The following is a 17,014-nucleotide window of genomic DNA, read 5'->3' on the forward strand; positions in this document are numbered from 1 at the left end:
CGCTCTGCTGCCGCATTCTCCCGGATGCGGCAGTTCCCTGCCCCTTTGCGACCAAGTGTCGCACCCCTCCGTTGGTCCTCCTTTCGGTTCACCAGATTCGGGTCTAAGCTTCCCCCGATGCGGACTGGCATGAGCCGGTTCCAGGTCGACCCAACCCGATGTGTTCGACGAATCTGCTCGATGACAAGCCGCAAAGGCTGGTAGATACCGGCTGTCGTGCCAATTGCCATCTGTCACCCGATCGTTGTGTTTGAACACACCCCGTTACATCCGACCTGACCCCCTCACCATTTTCGTCTGCTGCGACATTTTGCCCTTGGGCAATTTTGTCCCTACGCGGCGCATGGAAAGGCCGCAGAATCAGCTTTTGAAAGCATTGACCCAGGTCATGGCGCGTTGCAATGACCCCCCGCTTTCTCCATACTTGCGGCCGATTTTTACTCCTAATAAAACACCCAAACCGTGGAACCTTAGAATGAGCACAGCAATCAGTCCGACTGCTTATAACTATAAGGTAGTCCGCCAGTTCGCCATCATGACGGTGGTCTGGGGGATCCTTGGCATGGGGCTTGGTGTCTTCATCGCCTCACAGCTTGTATGGCCGGAATTGAACTTCGGTCTGCCGTGGACGACTTTTGGACGCTTACGCCCGTTGCACACCAACCTGGTGATTTTCGCCTTCGGTGGTTGTGCACTGTTTGCCACTTCTTATTACGTCGTGCAGCGAACCTGCCAAACGCGACTGATTTCCGACCGCATGGCGGCCTTCCACTTCTGGGGATGGCAGGCTGTAATCGTCGGCGCGATCGTTACCTTGCCGCTGGGTTACACCACCACCAAGGAATACGCGGAACTGGAATGGCCCCTGGCTATCCTGCTGGCTATCGTCTGGGTCACCTACGGTGCGGTGTTCTTCGGAACCATCGTCAAGCGCAAGACCAAGCACATCTATGTGGGTAACTGGTTCTACGGTGCCTTCATCGTCGTGACGGCGATGCTGCACATCGTCAACCACATGTCGCTACCAGTCAGCCTGTTCAAGTCCTACTCCGCCTATTCGGGTGCGACTGACGCAATGATCCAGTGGTGGTACGGCCACAACGCCGTGGGTTTCTTCCTGACCACCGGTTTCCTTGGGATGATGTACTACTTCGTGCCGAAGCAGGCCGAGCGTCCGATCTACTCCTATCGCCTGTCGATCGTGCACTTCTGGGCGCTGATCACCCTGTACATCTGGGCCGGTCCGCACCACCTGCACTACACCGCGCTGCCGGACTGGGCTCAGTCGCTGGGCATGGCGATGTCGATCATCCTGCTGGCACCAAGCTGGGGCGGCATGATCAATGGCATGATGACCCTGTCGGGCGCCTGGCATAAGCTGCGCACCGACCCGATCCTGCGCTTCCTCGTTGTGTCGCTGGCCTTCTACGGCATGTCGACCTTCGAAGGCCCGATGATGGCCATCAAGACCGTCAACTCGCTGTCTCACTACACAGACTGGACCATCGGCCACGTACACGCCGGTGCTTTGGGCTGGGTGGCGATGATCTCGATCGGCGCCATCTACCACATGATCCCGAAACTGTTCGGTCGTGTGCAGATGCACAGCATCGGCCTGATCAACACGCACTTCTGGCTCGCGACCATCGGTACCGTTCTGTACATCGCTTCGATGTGGGTCAACGGCATCACCCAGGGTCTGATGTGGCGTGCAATCAACGACGACGGCACCCTCACCTACTCGTTCGTTGAAGCGCTGCAAGCCAGCCATCCTGGTTTCATCGTTCGCGCCCTGGGCGGTGCGTTCTTTGCCAGCGGCATGCTGTTCATGGCCTACAACGTATGGCGTACCGTACGTGCCTCGAACCCGGCTGAAGCCAAAGCCGCTGAACAGATTGCTGTAGTTGGAGCTCACTGATGAAGCATGAAGCAGTCGAGAAGAACATTGGCCTGCTGGCCTTCTTCATGGTTATCGCCGTCAGCATCGGCGGCCTGACCCAGATCGTCCCCTTGTTTTTTCAGGACGTGACCAACAAACCGGTCGAAGGCATGAAGCCGCGCCCGGCGCTGGAACTTGAAGGCCGTGACATTTTCATCGCCAACGGTTGTGTCGGCTGCCACTCGCAGATGATCCGCCCGTTCCGTGCTGAAACCGAACGTTATGGCCACTACTCGGTCGCCGGTGAAAGCGTCTGGGACCACCCGTTCCTGTGGGGTTCCAAGCGTACCGGTCCGGACTTGGCCCGTGTTGGCGGTCGTTACTCCGATGACTGGCAGCGTGCGCACTTGTACAACCCGCGCAACGTGGTGCCTGAGTCGAAAATGCCGGCCTACCCGTTCCTCGTGGAAAACAAGCTCGACGGCAAAGACACCGCCAAGAAAATGGAAGTCTTGCGCACGCTCGGCGTCCCTTACACCGACGAAGACATCGCCGGCGCCAAGGATGCTGTGAAGGGCAAAACCGAAATGGACGCGCTGGTGGCCTATCTGCAAGGCCTGGGCACCATCATCAAAAGCAAACGGTGATTTAGATGGATATCGGGATGATTCGTGGCCTGGGCACCGTTGTTGTGATGGTGGCCTTCATCGGTCTGGCGTTGTGGGTATTCAGCCCCAAGCGCAAGTCGGAGTTTGAAGACGCGACCTTGCTGCCTTTCGCGGATGATCCCGAAGCCATCAAGCACGTCGAGCAAGCTTCTAGGAGTAACAAAGAATGACTACGTTCTGGAGTCTGTACGTCACAGTCCTCAGTCTCGGCACGATCTTCGCCCTGACCTGGCTGCTGCTGTCCACCCGTAAGGGCCAGCGCAGCGAAGCCACCGAAGAAACGGTTGGCCACTCCTTCGACGGGATCGAGGAGTACGACAACCCACTGCCGAAATGGTGGTTCATGCTCTTCGTGGGCACCATCATCTTCGCCCTGGGCTACCTGGTTCTGTACCCGGGCCTGGGTAACTGGAAAGGCCTGCTGCCGGGTTACAACTACCTCGATAACGAGAAGCAGACCGCGTTCGCCAACGGCCAGACCGGCTGGACCGGCGTTCACGAGTGGGAAAAGGAAATGGCCAAGTCGGACGCCAAGTTCGGCCCGATCTTCGCCAAGTTCGCTTCCATGCCAATCGAAGAAGTCGCCAAGGACCCGCAAGCCCTGAAGATGGGTGGCCGTCTGTTCGCCTCCAACTGCTCGGTCTGCCACGGTTCCGATGCCAAGGGCGCTTATGGCTTTCCTAACCTGACCGACGCCGACTGGCGCTGGGGCGGCGAAGCGGAAACCATCAAGACCACCATCATGGGCGGTCGTCACGCTGTGATGCCGGCTTGGGCAGAAGTGATCGGCGAGCAAGGCGTTGCGAACGTTGCCGCGTTCGTACTGACCAACCTCGATGGCCGCAAACTACCGGAAGGCACCAAGGCTGACCCGGTTGCCGGCCAAAAGCTGTTCGCTGCCAACTGCGCGGTGTGCCACGGTCCGGAAGGCAAAGGTACGCCAGCAATGGGCGCACCTAACCTGACCCACCCGGCCGCGTTCATCTACGGTTCGAGCTTCGCTCAACTGCAGCAGACCATCCGTTACGGCCGTCAGGGCCAGATGCCTGCGCAAGAACAGCTGCAAGGCAACGACAAGGTTCACCTGCTGGCCGCTTACGTCTACAGCCTCTCTCACGGTGAGAAAGCGCCGGTAGCGGATGCCCAGTAAGGCAAACGCTTGATGCAATAAAAAACGGCCCCGCCAATGTGAATTGGCGGGGCCGTTTTGTTTATGACCTGTGTTCGATCTGTGCTCAACCCGTAGCAGCTGCCGAGCCTGCGCTGGAAAACTCGTCCATAATTCACAAGTCAATTGATTCAAGTCATTACACCGTCAGTTGAATTCCACCAACGTGACCAAAGGTCGCACCCTTGAGTTAGAGCTACAGGCGTATCATTGCGCCACTGCAACACCTCTTTTTGACCGCGGTCGGCACGTACTGACCGAGGCATTTTTCCACTGCCGTGGGATGCAATGATGAGCAACCAGATTCCGGTACACGACGTCACACCTGCCAAGAACGCGAACAACAGCGTCGACCTCTACGCCTCTCGAGAAAAGATCTACACCCGCGCTTTCACCGGACTGTTCCGCAACCTGCGGATGATGGGTGGTGCCGGGCTGTTTCTGCTGTATTTCGGTACGGTCTGGCTGAGCTGGGGTGGCCATCAGGCGGTCTGGTGGAATCTGCCGGAGCGTAAATTCTTCATCTTTGGCGCAACCTTCTGGCCTCAGGACTTCATCCTGCTCTCGGGGATCCTGATCGTCAGCGCCTTCGGCCTGTTCTTCATTACCGTGTACGCCGGGCGGGTCTGGTGCGGCTATACCTGCCCACAGAGTGTCTGGACCTGGATTTTCATGTGGTGCGAGAAGGTCACCGAAGGCGACCGCAACCAGCGCATCAAGCTCGACAAAGCGCCCATGAGCGCCAACAAATTCCTGCGCAAATTCAGCAAACACGCGATGTGGCTGTTGATAGGCTTCGTGACCGGCATGACCTTCGTGGGTTACTTCTCGCCGATCCGCGAACTGACCATCGACTTCTTCACCGGCGAAGCCGACGGCTGGTCGTATTTCTGGGTCGGCTTCTTCACCCTCGCCACCTACGGCAATGCCGGCTGGTTGCGCGAGCAGGTGTGCATTTACATGTGCCCGTACGCGCGCTTCCAGAGCGTGATGTTCGACAAAGACACCCTGATCGTTTCCTACGACCCGCGTCGTGGTGAAGGCCGCGGCCCGCGCAAGAAAGGCGCCGACTACAAGGCCATGGGCCTGGGCGACTGCATCGACTGCACCATGTGCGTCCAGGTCTGCCCGACCGGTATCGACATCCGCGACGGCCTGCAAGTCGAATGCATCGGCTGTGCGGCCTGCATCGATGCCTGCGACAGCATCATGGACAAGATGGATTACCCGCGCGGCCTGATCAGCTACACCACCGAGCACAACCTGTCCGGGCAAAAAACCAATAAACTGCGCCCGCGCCTGATCGGCTATGCCACGGTGCTGCTGGCGATGATCGCCTTGCTGATGACCGCATTCTTCATGCGTTCGCTGGTCGGTTTCGACGTCAGCAAAGACCGCGTGCTGTACCGCGAGAACGCCGAAGGCCGGATCGAAAACGTCTACAGCCTGAAGATCATGAACAAGGATCAGCGCGACCACACCTACGTGCTCGAAGCCGCTGGCTTGCCGGACCTCAAGCTGCAAGGCAAGCGCGAGATCAAGGTCGCCGCCGGGGAGATTTTCAGCCAGCCGGTCGAACTGTCCAGCGCGCCGGAGAAACTGCCATCGAGCACCAACGAGGTGAAATTCATCCTCACGGATGCCGATGACAACAGCGTCCACATTGAAGCCAAGAGCCGGTTCATCGGCCCACAAGTTCGTTGAGAGAAGTGATCATGCCCACAGCAACTGCCGCAAGTCCCTGGTACAAGCACCTTTGGCCGTGGATCATCATCGCCATCCTGGCGTGTTCCGTGACCCTGACCTTGTCCATGGTGACGATTGCGGTGAACAACCCGGACAACCTGGTCAACGACAACTATTACGAGGCCGGCAAAGGCATCAACCGCTCCCTCGACCGTGAGTTGCTGGCGCAGACCCTGCTGCTGCGCGCCAGCGTTCATCTGGACGACGTGACCGGTGAAGTCGACCTGCGCCTGAGCGGCAACAGCCAGCCGAAAACCCTGGAGCTGAACCTGATCTCGCCGACCCAGCCAGAGAAAGATCGCAAAATCACCCTGGCGCGCAGCGAAACCGAACAGGGCCGCTACATTGGCCAGTTGAACGACAAGGTCGACGGTCGCCGCTTTGTAGAACTGCTGGGAGTACAGGACGACAAGACCTGGCGCATGTTCGAAGAAGAACAGGTCAGCCATGACAAGGATTTGCTGCTGGGTGATGAACCGCTGCAAGGCGCCGAACACTTGTAGGAGCTGTCGAGTGAAACGAGGCTGCGATCTTTTGATCTTGCTCTTTCAAAACAACATCAAAAGATCGCAGCCTCGTTTCACTCGTCAGCTCCTACAGGCATGAGCCTTTCCCGGACGATATAGACTTCTCCTCATGACCACTCCACTCCCCTGCTACCACTGCGCCCTGCCCGTCCCGGCCGGCAGCCGCTTCACCGCTGCCGTCCTCGGTGAAACCCGCGAGTTCTGCTGCCCGGGTTGTCAGGCCGTGGCCGAAGCCATTGTGGCCGGTGGACTGGAAACCTATTACCAGCATCGCAGCGAGTCATCGGCCAACCCCGAAGCGCTGCCGGTGCAGTTGGTGGACGAACTGGCGCTGTACGACCGCGCCGACGTGCAAGCCCCCTTCGTTCGTCACGACGGCGAACTCGCCGAAACCACCCTGTTGATGGAAGGCATCAGTTGCGCCGCCTGCGGCTGGCTGATCGAGAAACACCTGCGTGGCTTGCCGGCGGTGGCCGAAGCGCGCCTGAACCTGTCCAACCATCGCCTGCACGTACGCTGGGCCGATGCACAACTGCCGCTGAGCCAGGTACTCAACGAATTGCGCCACATCGGTTACGCCGCGCACCCCTATCAGGCCGACCGCGCCAGCGAACAACTGGCCAGCGAAAACCGCCTGGCCCTGCGCCAACTCGGCGTGGCCGGGCTGCTGTGGTTCCAGGCGATGATGGCGACCATGGCCACCTGGCCGGAATTCAACATCGACCTCAGTCCCGAGCTGCACACCATCCTGCGTTGGGTCGCGCTGTTCCTCACCACACCGATCGTCTTCTATAGCTGCGCGCCATTCTTCAAAGGCGCCATGCGCGACTTGCGCACCCGCCACCTGACCATGGATGTTTCGGTGTCGCTGGCAATTGGCAGCGCCTACATCGCCGGGATATGGACCTCGATCACCGGCGTCGGTGAACTGTATTTCGATGCAGTCGGCATGTTCGCGCTGTTCCTGCTGGCCGGGCGTTATCTGGAACGTCGCGCCCGCGAACGCACCGCCGCCGCCACGGCGCAATTGGTCAATCTGTTACCCGCCTCGTGCCTGCGCCTGAGTGCCGACGGCCAGAGCGAGCGGATCCTGCTCAGCGAACTGCGCGTCGGCGATCAGGTGCTGGTGCACCCCGGCGCGATCCTCCCGGCCGACGGCAAGATCCTCGAAGGCCAGTCGAGCATCGACGAATCCCTGCTCACCGGCGAATACCTGCCGCAACCGCGCACGCCGGGCGATGCCGTCACCGCTGGCACCCTGAACGTCGAAGGTGCGCTGACCGTGGAAGTCCTGGCGCTGGGTCAAGACACCCGATTGTCCGCCATCGTCCGCCTGCTGGACCGCGCTCAGGCCGAGAAGCCGCGACTGGCGGAAATTGCCGACCGCGCCGCGCAGTGGTTCCTGCTGCTTTCGCTGATTGCCGCTGCCGTCATCGGCCTGATCTGGTGGGAACTGGATTCGTCGCGAGCCTTCTGGATTGTTTTGGCGATGCTCGTTGCGACATGCCCGTGCGCCTTGTCCCTGGCCACGCCGACCGCCCTCACCGCCGCCACCGGAACATTGCACAAACTGGGTTTGCTGCTGACTCGCGGCCATGTGCTGGAAGGTCTGAACCAGATCGACACGGTTATTTTCGACAAGACCGGCACGCTGACGGAAGGTCGCCTGGCCTTGCGATCGATTCGCCCGCTCGGCGCGCTCAACAGCGATCAATGCCTGAGCCTGGCCGCCGCCCTGGAAAACCGCTCTGAACACCCAATCGCCCGCGCGTTTGGCCGGGCGCCGCTGGCCGCCGAAGAAGTCCACAGCACGCCGGGGCTTGGCCTCGAAGGCTTGGTCGGTGAGCAACGCTTGCGCATCGGCCAACCGGGTTTTGTCTGTGGACTCAGTGACGCTGTCGTGCCGTTAATGCCGGACGAAGCCGGCCAATGGCTGTTGCTCGGCGACAGCCAGGGACCGTTGGCATGGTTTGTTCTCGACGATCGCCTGCGTGCCGATGCACCTGCCCTCCTCGCCGCCTGCAAGTCTCGCGGTTGGCGCACGCTGCTGCTGTCCGGCGACAGTTCGCCGATGGTCGCCAGTGTCGCCGCGGAACTGGGCATCGATGAAGCCCGCGGCGGCTTGCGCCCGGACGACAAATTGCAAGTCCTGCAACAGCTGCACAAGGAAGGCCGCAAGGTGTTGATGCTCGGTGACGGGGTCAACGACGTGCCCGTGCTGGCCGCCGCCGACATCAGCGTGGCCATGGGGTCGGCCACCGATCTGGCAAAAACCAGTGCCGACGCGGTACTGCTGTCGAACCGCCTCGATGCATTGGTCCAAGCCTTCAGCCTGGCTCGACGCACCCGCCGGGTAATCATCGAGAACCTGCTGTGGGCCGGGCTGTACAATGGCCTCATGTTGCCGTTCGCCGCCCTCGGCTGGATCACTCCGGTATGGGCCGCGGTCGGCATGTCCATCAGTTCGTTGACCGTGGTGCTGAACGCCCTGCGCCTGACTCGCATGCCAAACACGCCTGCGGTCAGCGCCACGCCAGAAACCCGTCCGCTGCCGGCCTGAGCCGCGCGGGCATGGAGTCCAGATGCCAGCTCTCTACGTGATGATCCCGGCCGCGCTGCTGATCGTGGCCATCGCCATTTACATCTTCTTCTGGGCAGTCGACAGCGGTCAGTACGACGACCTCGACGGCCCGGCCCACAGCATCCTGTTCGACGATCAGGACCCGAACCACAAGGCCGCGGTCGATGAAGCCAGCGGTCATCCGGCCAAACCGGACGACAAGACGCCACCCCATGCTTGAGTTGGCGCCGCTGCTGGTGTCTGCGGTGATCCTCGGCCTGCTCGGTGGCGGGCATTGCCTGGGCATGTGCGGCGGCTTGATGGGCGCGTTGACCCTGGCGATTCCCAAGGAACAACGCAGCCGTCGTTTTCGACTGCTGCTGGCCTACAACCTTGGGCGAATTCTTAGCTATGCAACGGCCGGCCTGCTGATCGGTCTGGCCGGTTGGGCGGTGGCCAACAGCCCGGCGGCGATGTTCATGCGCGTCATTGCCGGATTGCTGTTGGTCGCCATGGGCCTGTACCTCGCTGGCTGGTGGAGCGGCCTGACCCGCATCGAAAGCCTCGGTCGCGGCCTGTGGCGGCACATCCAGCCGGTTGCCAACAAACTGTTGCCGGTGTCGAGCGTCCCGCGCGCGTTACTGCTGGGGGCGCTCTGGGGCTGGCTGCCGTGCGGGTTGGTTTACAGCACGTTGCTGTGGTCGGCGAGCCAGGGCAATGCGCTGGACAGTGCGCTTTTGATGCTCGCGTTCGGGCTCGGCACCTGGCCGGTGTTACTCGCCACGGGGTTGGCGGCTGAGCGGGTCACGGCGTTGTTGCGCAAACGTAGCGTGCGGATGACGGGCGGATTACTGGTGATCCTGTTCGGCATCTGGACCTTGCCGGGGCCGCATCAGCATTGGCTCATGGGCCACTAGAAACAAAGTCAAAAGATCGCAGCCTTCGGCAGCTCCTACATGGGATCGCGTCCACCTGTAGGAGCTGCCGAAGGCTGCGATCTTTTGATCTTGAAGCCCGTTGATGCAAATCAAGATGCCCCTCCGCGCCTCCCCCTAGACTCGCTGACACTGCCAGCCTATCCGGGGGAATGCCCGCATGATGCTCGACGCCATTCGTTGGGACACCGATCTGATCCGCCGTTACGACCTGGCGGGACCGCGCTACACCTCCTACCCGACCGCGGTGCAATTCGACGGTCAGGTCGGCACGTTCGACCTGTTCCACGCCCTGCGCGACAGCCGTAAAGCCCTGCGCCCGTTATCGCTGTATGTGCACGTGCCGTTCTGCGCGAACATTTGTTACTACTGCGCCTGCAACAAAGTCATCACCAAGGACCGCGGCCGGGCCCAGCCCTATTTGCAACGCCTTGAGCAGGAAATCCAGCTGATCGCCTGCCACCTCGACCCCGCGCAGAAAGTCGAGCAACTGCACTTTGGCGGCGGCACCCCGACCTTTCTCAGTCACGATGAACTGCGCCAGTTGATGGCCCAGTTGCGTAAAAGCTTCAACTTGCTGGACGACGATTCCGGCGACTACGGCATCGAAATCGACCCTCGCGAAGCCGACTGGTCGACCATGGGCCTGCTCCGTGAACTGGGTTTCAATCGGGTCAGTATCGGCCTGCAAGACCTCGACCCGGCGGTGCAACGGGCAGTCAATCGCCTGCAAAGCCTGGAACAAACCCGTGCGGTGATCGACGCTGCCCGCACGCTTCAGTTTCGCTCGATCAACATTGACCTGATCTATGGCTTACCGAGGCAGACACCCGAGAATTTCGCCCGCACCGTCGATGAAGTGATCAACCTGCAACCGGACCGCCTCTCAGTGTTCAACTACGCGCACCTGCCAGAACGCTTCATGCCGCAACGGCGAATCAACAGCGACGAACTGCCGACACCGGCGCAAAAACTGGAAATACTCCAGGGCACCATCGAGCAGCTGACCAAGGCCGGTTACCGCTACATCGGCATGGACCACTTCGCCCTGCCCGACGATGAACTGGCGATTGCTCAGGAAGAATCGACCCTGCAACGTAACTTCCAGGGCTACACCACCCACGGTCACTGCGACCTGATTGGCCTGGGCGTGTCGGCCATCAGCCAGATCGGCGACTTGTATTGCCAGAACAGCAGCGACCTGAATCAGTACCAGAACACGCTGGCCAGCGCGCAGCTGGCCACCAGCCGTGGTCTGCTGTGCAACGCCGATGACCGCCTGCGACGTGCGGTCATCCAGCAACTGATCTGCACTTTCAGCCTGGAGTTCGCCGCGATCGAACACGCCTTCAACATCGACTTTCAGGGTTACTTCGGCGAACTCTGGCCACAGTTGCAGGGAATGGCCGACGACGGCCTGATCGAACTGGATAACGAACGGATCACCGTATTGCCCGCCGGACGATTGCTGGTGCGCTCGGTGTGCATGGTGTTCGACGCGTACCTGGAACAGCACAATCGCCAGCGGTTCTCGCGGGTTATCTAGCCATCACCTCACTGGCCGCTCTACGAAACGCTGACTTTACGACCCTGCGACAAAATCGCCGCGTGCCTGAATGTCCTCCCGTGAGTTACCCTTACGGCTTATGTGTGTTTTCCCACAAGGATTGAAGAAATGTCCGAGCCAGTAAAGCTGCGCGCTCATAGCCAGGCCCATTGCAAGGATTGCAGCCTGGCCCCCCTCTGCTTGCCACTTTCTTTGAATCTGGAAGACATGGATGCGCTGGACGAAATAGTTAAACGTGGCCGCCCGCTGAAAAAGGGCGAATTCCTGTTCCGCCAGGGCGACACCTTCGATTCCGTTTATGCAGTACGCTCGGGCGCCCTGAAGACCTTCAGCCTGAGCGATGGCGGCGAAGAACAACTCACCGGTTTCCACCTGCCGAGTGAACTGGTCGGCCTGTCAGGCATGGACACCGAAAAACACCCGGTCTCGGCGCAAGCCATGGAAACCACATCGGTGTGTGAAATCCCTTTCGAACGCCTCGACGAACTGGCGCTGCAACTGCCGCAACTGCGTCGTCAGTTGATGCGCGTGATGAGTCGCGAAATTCGTGACGATCAGCAAATGATGTTGCTGCTGTCGAAGAAAACCGCCGACGAGCGCATCGCCACGTTCCTGGTCAACCTGTCGGCCCGTTTCCGCGCCCGGGGTTTCTCGGCCAACCAGTTCCGCCTGAGCATGTCGCGCAACGAAATCGGCAATTACTTAGGCCTGGCGGTGGAAACCGTGTCCCGGGTGTTCACGCGCTTCCAGCAAAACGAACTGATTGCGGCTGAAGGCAAGGAAATCCATATCCTCGACCCGATCCAGCTCTGCGCCCTGGCCGGCGGCTCGCTAGACGGCTGATTTCGGCGATTGTGGCTGAGCGAAACGGTTCAGCCGCCGTTATACTGCGTCGTTTGCAGCCTGCCAGGATTCTTCGACTATGGCCTTCGACTCCTTCGACATCAAATCCCTCATCCGCCCTGTGATCGACTTTCCCAAGCCGGGCGTGATCTTTCGCGACATTACCCCATTGTTCCAGTCGCCCACGGCCCTGCGCCTGGTGATGGACAGCTTCGCCCACCGTTATGTCGAGGCCGACTTCACCCACATCGGTGCGATGGACGCGCGTGGTTTTCTGATCGGTTCGGTCCTGGCCTATCAGCTGAACAAGCCGCTGGTGCTGTTCCGCAAGCAAGGCAAACTGCCGGCCGACGTGCTGGCCGAGGGTTATGCGACCGAATACGGCGAAGCCTTCCTCGAAGTCCACGCCGACAGCCTGTGCGAGGGCGATTCGGTGGTGATGTTCGATGACCTGATCGCCACGGGCGGGACGCTGATTGCGGCGGCGAACCTGGTTCGACGCATGGGCGCGCGGGTTCATGAAGCGGCGGCGATCATTGATTTGCCGGAGTTGGGCGGATCGCAGCGGCTGGAAGATATGGGGATTCCGACGTTTTGCCTGACGCAATTTGCGTTGAGCGAGCAGTAAGGCGGCGTCTGTACGGGCGCCATCGCGAGCAAGCCCGCTCCCACAGGGGTTTTGTGATCGCCGAAAATCCACTGTGGGAGATTCTATGTTGCAGGGCAACCCCGCAACTTCAGGCCGGCTGGTATTTGCTCTGATTTTTCATCAGGGCAAATGCCACCCGGCAGAGTTTCCGGGCAAGGGCCACCAATGCCTGGGTTTTCGAGAAGCCTCTTGCCAAATATGACTCGTAAAACGGTTTCCATTTAGCTGAGCGACAGGCTGCCATTGCGGCGTTGTAAGCCAACCGGCGTACTTCCGGATCCCCTTTTTTGGTCAAGTGCCGGGGGCCGTTCTTCTTCCCGGAGTCATCGACCGTAAGGTCCATCCCTAGAAACGCGATGAACGCATCACTATTGGCAAAATCACCGCGCATAAAGGTCGTCGCCAACCCGGTTGCAGTCAGTTCGCCAACCCCTTCGATGGCTTTGCAGCGGTCGATATTCTCTTCAATACCCGCCTCTTTGCAGACCTTGCGCAGCAGTTTCTGAATGGCCTGATCCGCTTGCTTGAAGGCCTTTTGCTGGGCGGTCTGCACTTTCTTCAACAAGGGTTCATTGGCCCAGCTCAGCATCAGACCGGCATGGTTCTGGATTAGCGTTGCACGCCTGTGGAGCAGGCTTTTCAGCGAGGTGTAGGCCTTGGGTGGCGGGCTCCAGATCCGCAGTCCGTCTTGTTCGTTCGTCAAATAACGCGCCAGCAGACGGGCATCGCAGGGATCGTTCTTGGCTCGCTGGCCGATGCCGCGGCGATAGTTGCTCACCCGATAAGCATCCACGACATAGACCTGGTGACCCATCGCATGGGCCAACTCGACAGTGTCCAGGTGGTAGATGTTGGTGGCTTCAACGGCGATAGCGCTTTGGGCGGGCAATGTTTTAAGCCAGCGTTTAAGGGCTGTTCGATCGTTCTTGATGGCGTCAGTGGTTTGCAGGTCGGAGCGATAGATAACTATTTCAGCCTTGGCGATATCGATGCCAACAACCGTCTGCGAAGTAAGGATTGTCATGACGAATCCTCGGAGCTAGGGTTTAAGAGCTTGTCGGGGTCTACCGTTGCGCTGGCTTGCCTCTATCGTCGGTTTTACCGATGAATTCCTTATCGGCGCTTTGGGTAGAAAGGGCGGGACGAGAAGTCTCCCACGGTCTGTACTGGTCAGAGTCAGAATCGAGCTTTTAGTCCCGCCCACCCCTTCAAGTCTAAACATACAAGCGAGCTTGCTCGCGATAGCGTCAGCCGCTACACCGCCGATTAAAGCCCCATCTGCTTACTGATGATCTCGTTCATCACTTCCCGCGTACCGCCGCCGATCGACAAGATCCGGTTATCGCGGTACAGCCGCTCCACCAGGCTCTCGCGCATATAACCGAGGCCACCCAAAATCTGCACCGCATCCGTAGTAATCCGGTCAGCCGTGTCAGTCGCAAAATTCTTGGCCATGGAAATCTCCTTGATCACACTCTGCCCCGCCGCCATTTTCGCTGCCTGGCGGTAGGTGAATTCCCGTGACACCTCCAGCGCCGTCGCCATTTCGGCAAGGCGATGCTTGAGCACCTGAAACTTGCCGATGGGTTTACCGAATGCTTCACGCTGGCGAGCCCATTTAAGGCTCTCTTCCAGCGCCAGTTGCGCGGTCATGTTGGCCATTAGCGCCAGCGCCAGGCGCTCGCTCTGGAAGTTACCCATGATGCAGGCGAAGCCCATGTTTTCGGCGCCAATCAGATTTCCTACCGGCACCCGGCAATCGTCGAAGAACAGTTCGGCAGTGTCCGACGCCCACCAACCCATTTTCTTCAACTGACGGCCTACGGTAAAACCGGGCGTACCCTTCTCGATCAATAGCAGGCTGATGCCACCAAAACCCGGCGCACCGGTGCGCACCGCGACGGTGTAGAAATCCGCGCGGACGCCACTGGTGATAAAGGTTTTGCTGCCGCTTACCCGGTAGCACTCGCCGTCGCGCACGGCGCGGGTTTGCAGGTTGGCGACGTCGGATCCACCACTGGGCTCGGTCACGGCCAGGGCGCTGATCTTCTCGCCGGCGAGCACCTGCGGCACAACGCGATCGCGGACTTCAGGCCTGGCCCACTTGAGGATCGGCGGCAGGCCGATGTCCAACGAGCCGAGCCCCGCCACCAGACCGCCGGAGCCACAGCGCATCAACTCTTCGCTGACGGCGACCTTGGCGAACAGATCACCTTCGTGACTGCCACCCAAGGCTTCGGGATAACCGATCCCCAGAATCCCCGCCGCGCCGGCCTTGAGGTAGAGCTCGCGGGGAAAGCTTTCGGCTTCTTCCCACTGGTCGATGTCCGGCAAGATCTCGCGCTCGACGAAACGTTTGACGCTGTCGCGGACCAATTGGTGGCTGGGGTCGAAGTATTCCTGAAAGGCAGGCATCGGCGAACTCCACTGAAGGTTCAGCGAACTTACCGAGCGCTTGCTTGGTTTTCAATAGAGTTTTGTGATTCAGATAGACCGAGGCGCGCCCATCGCGAGCAAGCTCGCTCCCACATTGGATTTGTGGTGTTTACAAAACCCCTGTGGGAGCGAGCTTGCTCGCGATGACGTCAGTCCAAACACTACAAGGTAATCGGCTTACGCCCGGCAAACGAATGCGCCAACGTCCCGCCATCCACCAATTCCAGCTCGCCACCCAATGGCACGCCGTGGGCGATGCGCGAGGCGATCAGGCCTTTGTTGCTGAGCAACTGAGCAATGTAATGCGCTGTCGCCTCACCTTCCACGGTCGGGTTGGTCGCCAGAATAACTTCAGTGAACGTGCCCGCCTCTTCGATCCGCGCCAGCAGTTGCGGAATGCCGATGGCTTCCGGCCCTAGCCCATCGAGTGGCGACAGATGACCCTTGAGCACGAAGTAGCGACCACGGAAACCGGTCTGCTCCACCGCGTAGACGTCCATCGGCCCTTCCACCACGCAGAGCAAGGTGTCGTCGCGACGGGTATCGGCGCATTGCGGGCAGAGGTCATCTTCGGTCAGCGTGCGGCACAACCGGCAATGGCCCACCCCTTCCATGGCCTGGCTCAGTGCCAGGGCCAATCGCGAGCCGCCGCTGCGATCACGTTCGAGCAACTGCAACGCCATGCGCTGGGCGGTTTTCTGACCCACACCTGGCAAAATTCGCAGGGCGTCGATCAGTTGGCGAATCAAAGGGCTGAAGCTCATGGGGAAAAGTCCGACAAAACAACGAGACGCGGTTTATACCCGCGCCTCTGTTTAGCGTCAATTACTCAGTCCTGGGCGACCCGCACAACCAGTTTGCCGAAGTTGCGTCCTTCCAGCAGACCGATGAACGCTTCAGGTGCCTGCTCCAGGCCGTCGACCACGTCTTCGCGGAACTTCACCTTGCCGTCGCGCACCCACGGCGCCATGGCGCTGACGAATTCCGGCTGACGATCGCCGTAGTCGTCGAACACGATGAAGCCCTGGATTCGCAAGCGTTTGGTCAGCAGCGTACGCTGCAATTGCGGCAGACGATCCGGGCCGGTCGGTGCTTCGTGAGCGTTGTAGGACGCGATCAGGCCGCAGAGTGGAATTCGCGCCTTGGGCTTGAGCAGCGGCAGCACGGCATCGAACACCTTGCCGCCGACGTTTTCGTAATAGATGTCGATGCCCTCGGAGCACGCCTTGGCCAATTCTTCGGCGAAGTTCGGGCTCTTGTGATCGATGCAGGCATCAAAACCCAGCTCCTCGACCACATAACGGCACTTGTCCGCGCCACCGGCCACGCCGACCACGCGCAAGCCCTTGATCTTCGCGACCTGACCGACCACCGAACCCACGGCGCCGGATGCGGCCGCAACCACCAGGGTTTCGCCGACCTTGGGCTGGCCGATGTCCATCAGGCCCATATACGCGGTCATGCCGGGCATACCCAACACGCCCAGCGCCATTGACGGGCTCGGCAGCCCGGACGGCACCGGAATGATGTCGCGACCGTCGCTGAGGCTGTGGCTCTGCCAACCGGTAGAACCGACCACCAGATCACCTTCTTGGAATTTCGGATTCAGCGAGCGCTCGACCCGACTGACAGCGCCACCGGTCATCACCTCGCCGATTTCAACCGGTGCGGCGTAGGACGGCGCGTCGCTCATGCGTCCGCGCATATAGGGATCGAGTGACAGGTAAAGGGTCTTGAGCAGCACCTGACCGTCGGCCAGGTCCGGCAGCGCAACGCGCTCCAGGCGGAAATTCTCCGGCGTCGGCGCGCCTACCGGGCGGGACGCCAGGACGATACGTTGGTTGAGGGTCAATGCTTGTGGCATGTGAGCTTCTCCTTTTGATCGATGAATTCGGCGGTATAGGGAGCAGACCGTTGTGCAGGTTTCGCGTTCGATGTTTATTCAGTGGGACCGAGTCGACTTCTTCGCGAGCAAGCCCGCTCCCACATTAGAACTCGGTCACCTGTGGGAGCGAGCCTGCTCGCGAAAGCGGCCT

The 17,014-nt window shown here is 60.1% G+C and carries 15 protein-coding genes and 1 pseudogene; 12 read left to right on the forward strand and 4 right to left on the reverse strand.

The window, feature by feature from the left end; translation table 11 throughout:
- Positions 1-475: 475 nt before the first annotated feature.
- From ccoN to ACMXYH_RS22215, 12 genes are all read left to right on the forward strand, one after another.
- Positions 476-1,918 (forward strand): cytochrome-c oxidase, cbb3-type subunit I, encoded by a 1,443-nt coding sequence (gene ccoN, locus ACMXYH_RS22160; protein WP_129442874.1) that lies wholly within the window; start codon positions 476-478, stop codon positions 1,916-1,918.
- Positions 1,918-2,526 carry a cytochrome-c oxidase, cbb3-type subunit II gene (gene ccoO / locus ACMXYH_RS22165; RefSeq protein ID WP_054593209.1) on the forward strand — a complete coding sequence of 203 codons (609 nt, stop codon included), beginning with the start codon at positions 1,918-1,920 and terminating at the stop codon, positions 2,524-2,526. Before ccoN ends, ccoO begins: the two co-directional genes overlap by 1 nt.
- A gap of 5 nt (positions 2,527-2,531) precedes the next feature.
- Positions 2,532-2,717, forward strand: coding sequence for a CcoQ/FixQ family Cbb3-type cytochrome c oxidase assembly chaperone (locus tag ACMXYH_RS22170; RefSeq protein WP_003175465.1), 186 nt, complete (start codon positions 2,532-2,534; stop codon positions 2,715-2,717).
- The gene (gene ccoP, locus ACMXYH_RS22175; protein ID WP_348123876.1) at positions 2,714-3,697 is read left to right on the forward strand and encodes a cytochrome-c oxidase, cbb3-type subunit III; all 984 of its coding nucleotides are present in this window, start codon (positions 2,714-2,716) and stop codon (positions 3,695-3,697) included. Before ACMXYH_RS22170 ends, ccoP begins: the two co-directional genes overlap by 4 nt.
- Before the next feature lie 309 nt (positions 3,698-4,006).
- Positions 4,007-5,419, forward strand: coding sequence for a cytochrome c oxidase accessory protein CcoG (ccoG, locus tag ACMXYH_RS22180; protein ID WP_415764947.1), 1,413 nt, complete (start codon positions 4,007-4,009; stop codon positions 5,417-5,419).
- An 11-nt stretch (positions 5,420-5,430) separates the two neighbouring features.
- The gene (locus ACMXYH_RS22185) at positions 5,431-5,964 is read left to right on the forward strand and encodes a FixH family protein (RefSeq protein ID WP_129442868.1); all 534 of its coding nucleotides are present in this window, start codon (positions 5,431-5,433) and stop codon (positions 5,962-5,964) included.
- A gap of 133 nt (positions 5,965-6,097) precedes the next feature.
- Positions 6,098-8,548 (forward strand): heavy metal translocating P-type ATPase, encoded by a 2,451-nt coding sequence (locus ACMXYH_RS22190; RefSeq protein WP_415764949.1) that lies wholly within the window; start codon positions 6,098-6,100, stop codon positions 8,546-8,548.
- A gap of 22 nt (positions 8,549-8,570) precedes the next feature.
- The gene (gene ccoS, locus ACMXYH_RS22195; protein ID WP_129442864.1) at positions 8,571-8,789 is read left to right on the forward strand and encodes a cbb3-type cytochrome oxidase assembly protein CcoS; all 219 of its coding nucleotides are present in this window, start codon (positions 8,571-8,573) and stop codon (positions 8,787-8,789) included.
- Complete coding sequence (locus ACMXYH_RS22200; RefSeq protein WP_033055657.1) at positions 8,782-9,465, forward strand: sulfite exporter TauE/SafE family protein; 684 nt, start codon at positions 8,782-8,784, stop codon at positions 9,463-9,465. The genes ccoS and ACMXYH_RS22200 overlap by 8 nt, the downstream gene beginning before the upstream one ends.
- A 181-nt stretch (positions 9,466-9,646) precedes the next feature.
- A complete protein-coding gene (hemN, locus tag ACMXYH_RS22205; protein ID WP_415767739.1) occupies positions 9,647-11,029 on the forward strand; it encodes an oxygen-independent coproporphyrinogen III oxidase in 1,383 nt (460 codons plus the stop codon).
- 129 nt (positions 11,030-11,158) lie between these two features.
- The gene (gene fnr / locus ACMXYH_RS22210) at positions 11,159-11,893 is read left to right on the forward strand and encodes a fumarate/nitrate reduction transcriptional regulator Fnr (RefSeq protein ID WP_046047868.1); all 735 of its coding nucleotides are present in this window, start codon (positions 11,159-11,161) and stop codon (positions 11,891-11,893) included.
- Positions 11,894-11,972: 79 nt separating this feature from the next.
- Positions 11,973-12,521: an adenine phosphoribosyltransferase gene (locus ACMXYH_RS22215; RefSeq protein WP_134421759.1), complete on the forward strand. Its 549-nt coding sequence runs from the start codon at positions 11,973-11,975 to the stop codon at positions 12,519-12,521.
- 83 nt (positions 12,522-12,604) lie between these two features.
- On the opposite strand, the pseudogene ACMXYH_RS22220 reads toward ACMXYH_RS22215, so the two are convergent.
- The 4 genes and pseudogenes from ACMXYH_RS22220 to ACMXYH_RS22235 all read right to left on the reverse strand — a co-directional run bounded on the left by ACMXYH_RS22220 (position 12,605) and on the right by ACMXYH_RS22235 (position 16,842).
- Positions 12,605-13,566, reverse strand: a pseudogene (locus ACMXYH_RS22220) (IS110 family transposase).
- 242 nt (positions 13,567-13,808) lie between these two features.
- Complete coding sequence (locus ACMXYH_RS22225) at positions 13,809-14,957, reverse strand: acyl-CoA dehydrogenase family protein (protein WP_415764950.1); 1,149 nt, start codon at positions 14,955-14,957, stop codon at positions 13,809-13,811.
- 182 nt (positions 14,958-15,139) lie between these two features.
- Positions 15,140-15,742, reverse strand: a complete 603-nt coding sequence (recR, locus tag ACMXYH_RS22230) for a recombination mediator RecR (RefSeq protein WP_064676559.1) — start codon at positions 15,740-15,742, stop codon at positions 15,140-15,142.
- A gap of 65 nt (positions 15,743-15,807) precedes the next feature.
- Positions 15,808-16,842 (reverse strand): NADP-dependent oxidoreductase, encoded by a 1,035-nt coding sequence (locus ACMXYH_RS22235; protein WP_415764951.1) that lies wholly within the window; start codon positions 16,840-16,842, stop codon positions 15,808-15,810.
- Positions 16,843-17,014: the final 172 nt, after the last annotated feature.

This window comes from Pseudomonas frigoris (genome assembly GCF_047758635.1).
In the GTDB taxonomy this organism is placed as follows: domain Bacteria; phylum Pseudomonadota; class Gammaproteobacteria; order Pseudomonadales; family Pseudomonadaceae; genus Aquipseudomonas; species Aquipseudomonas frigoris.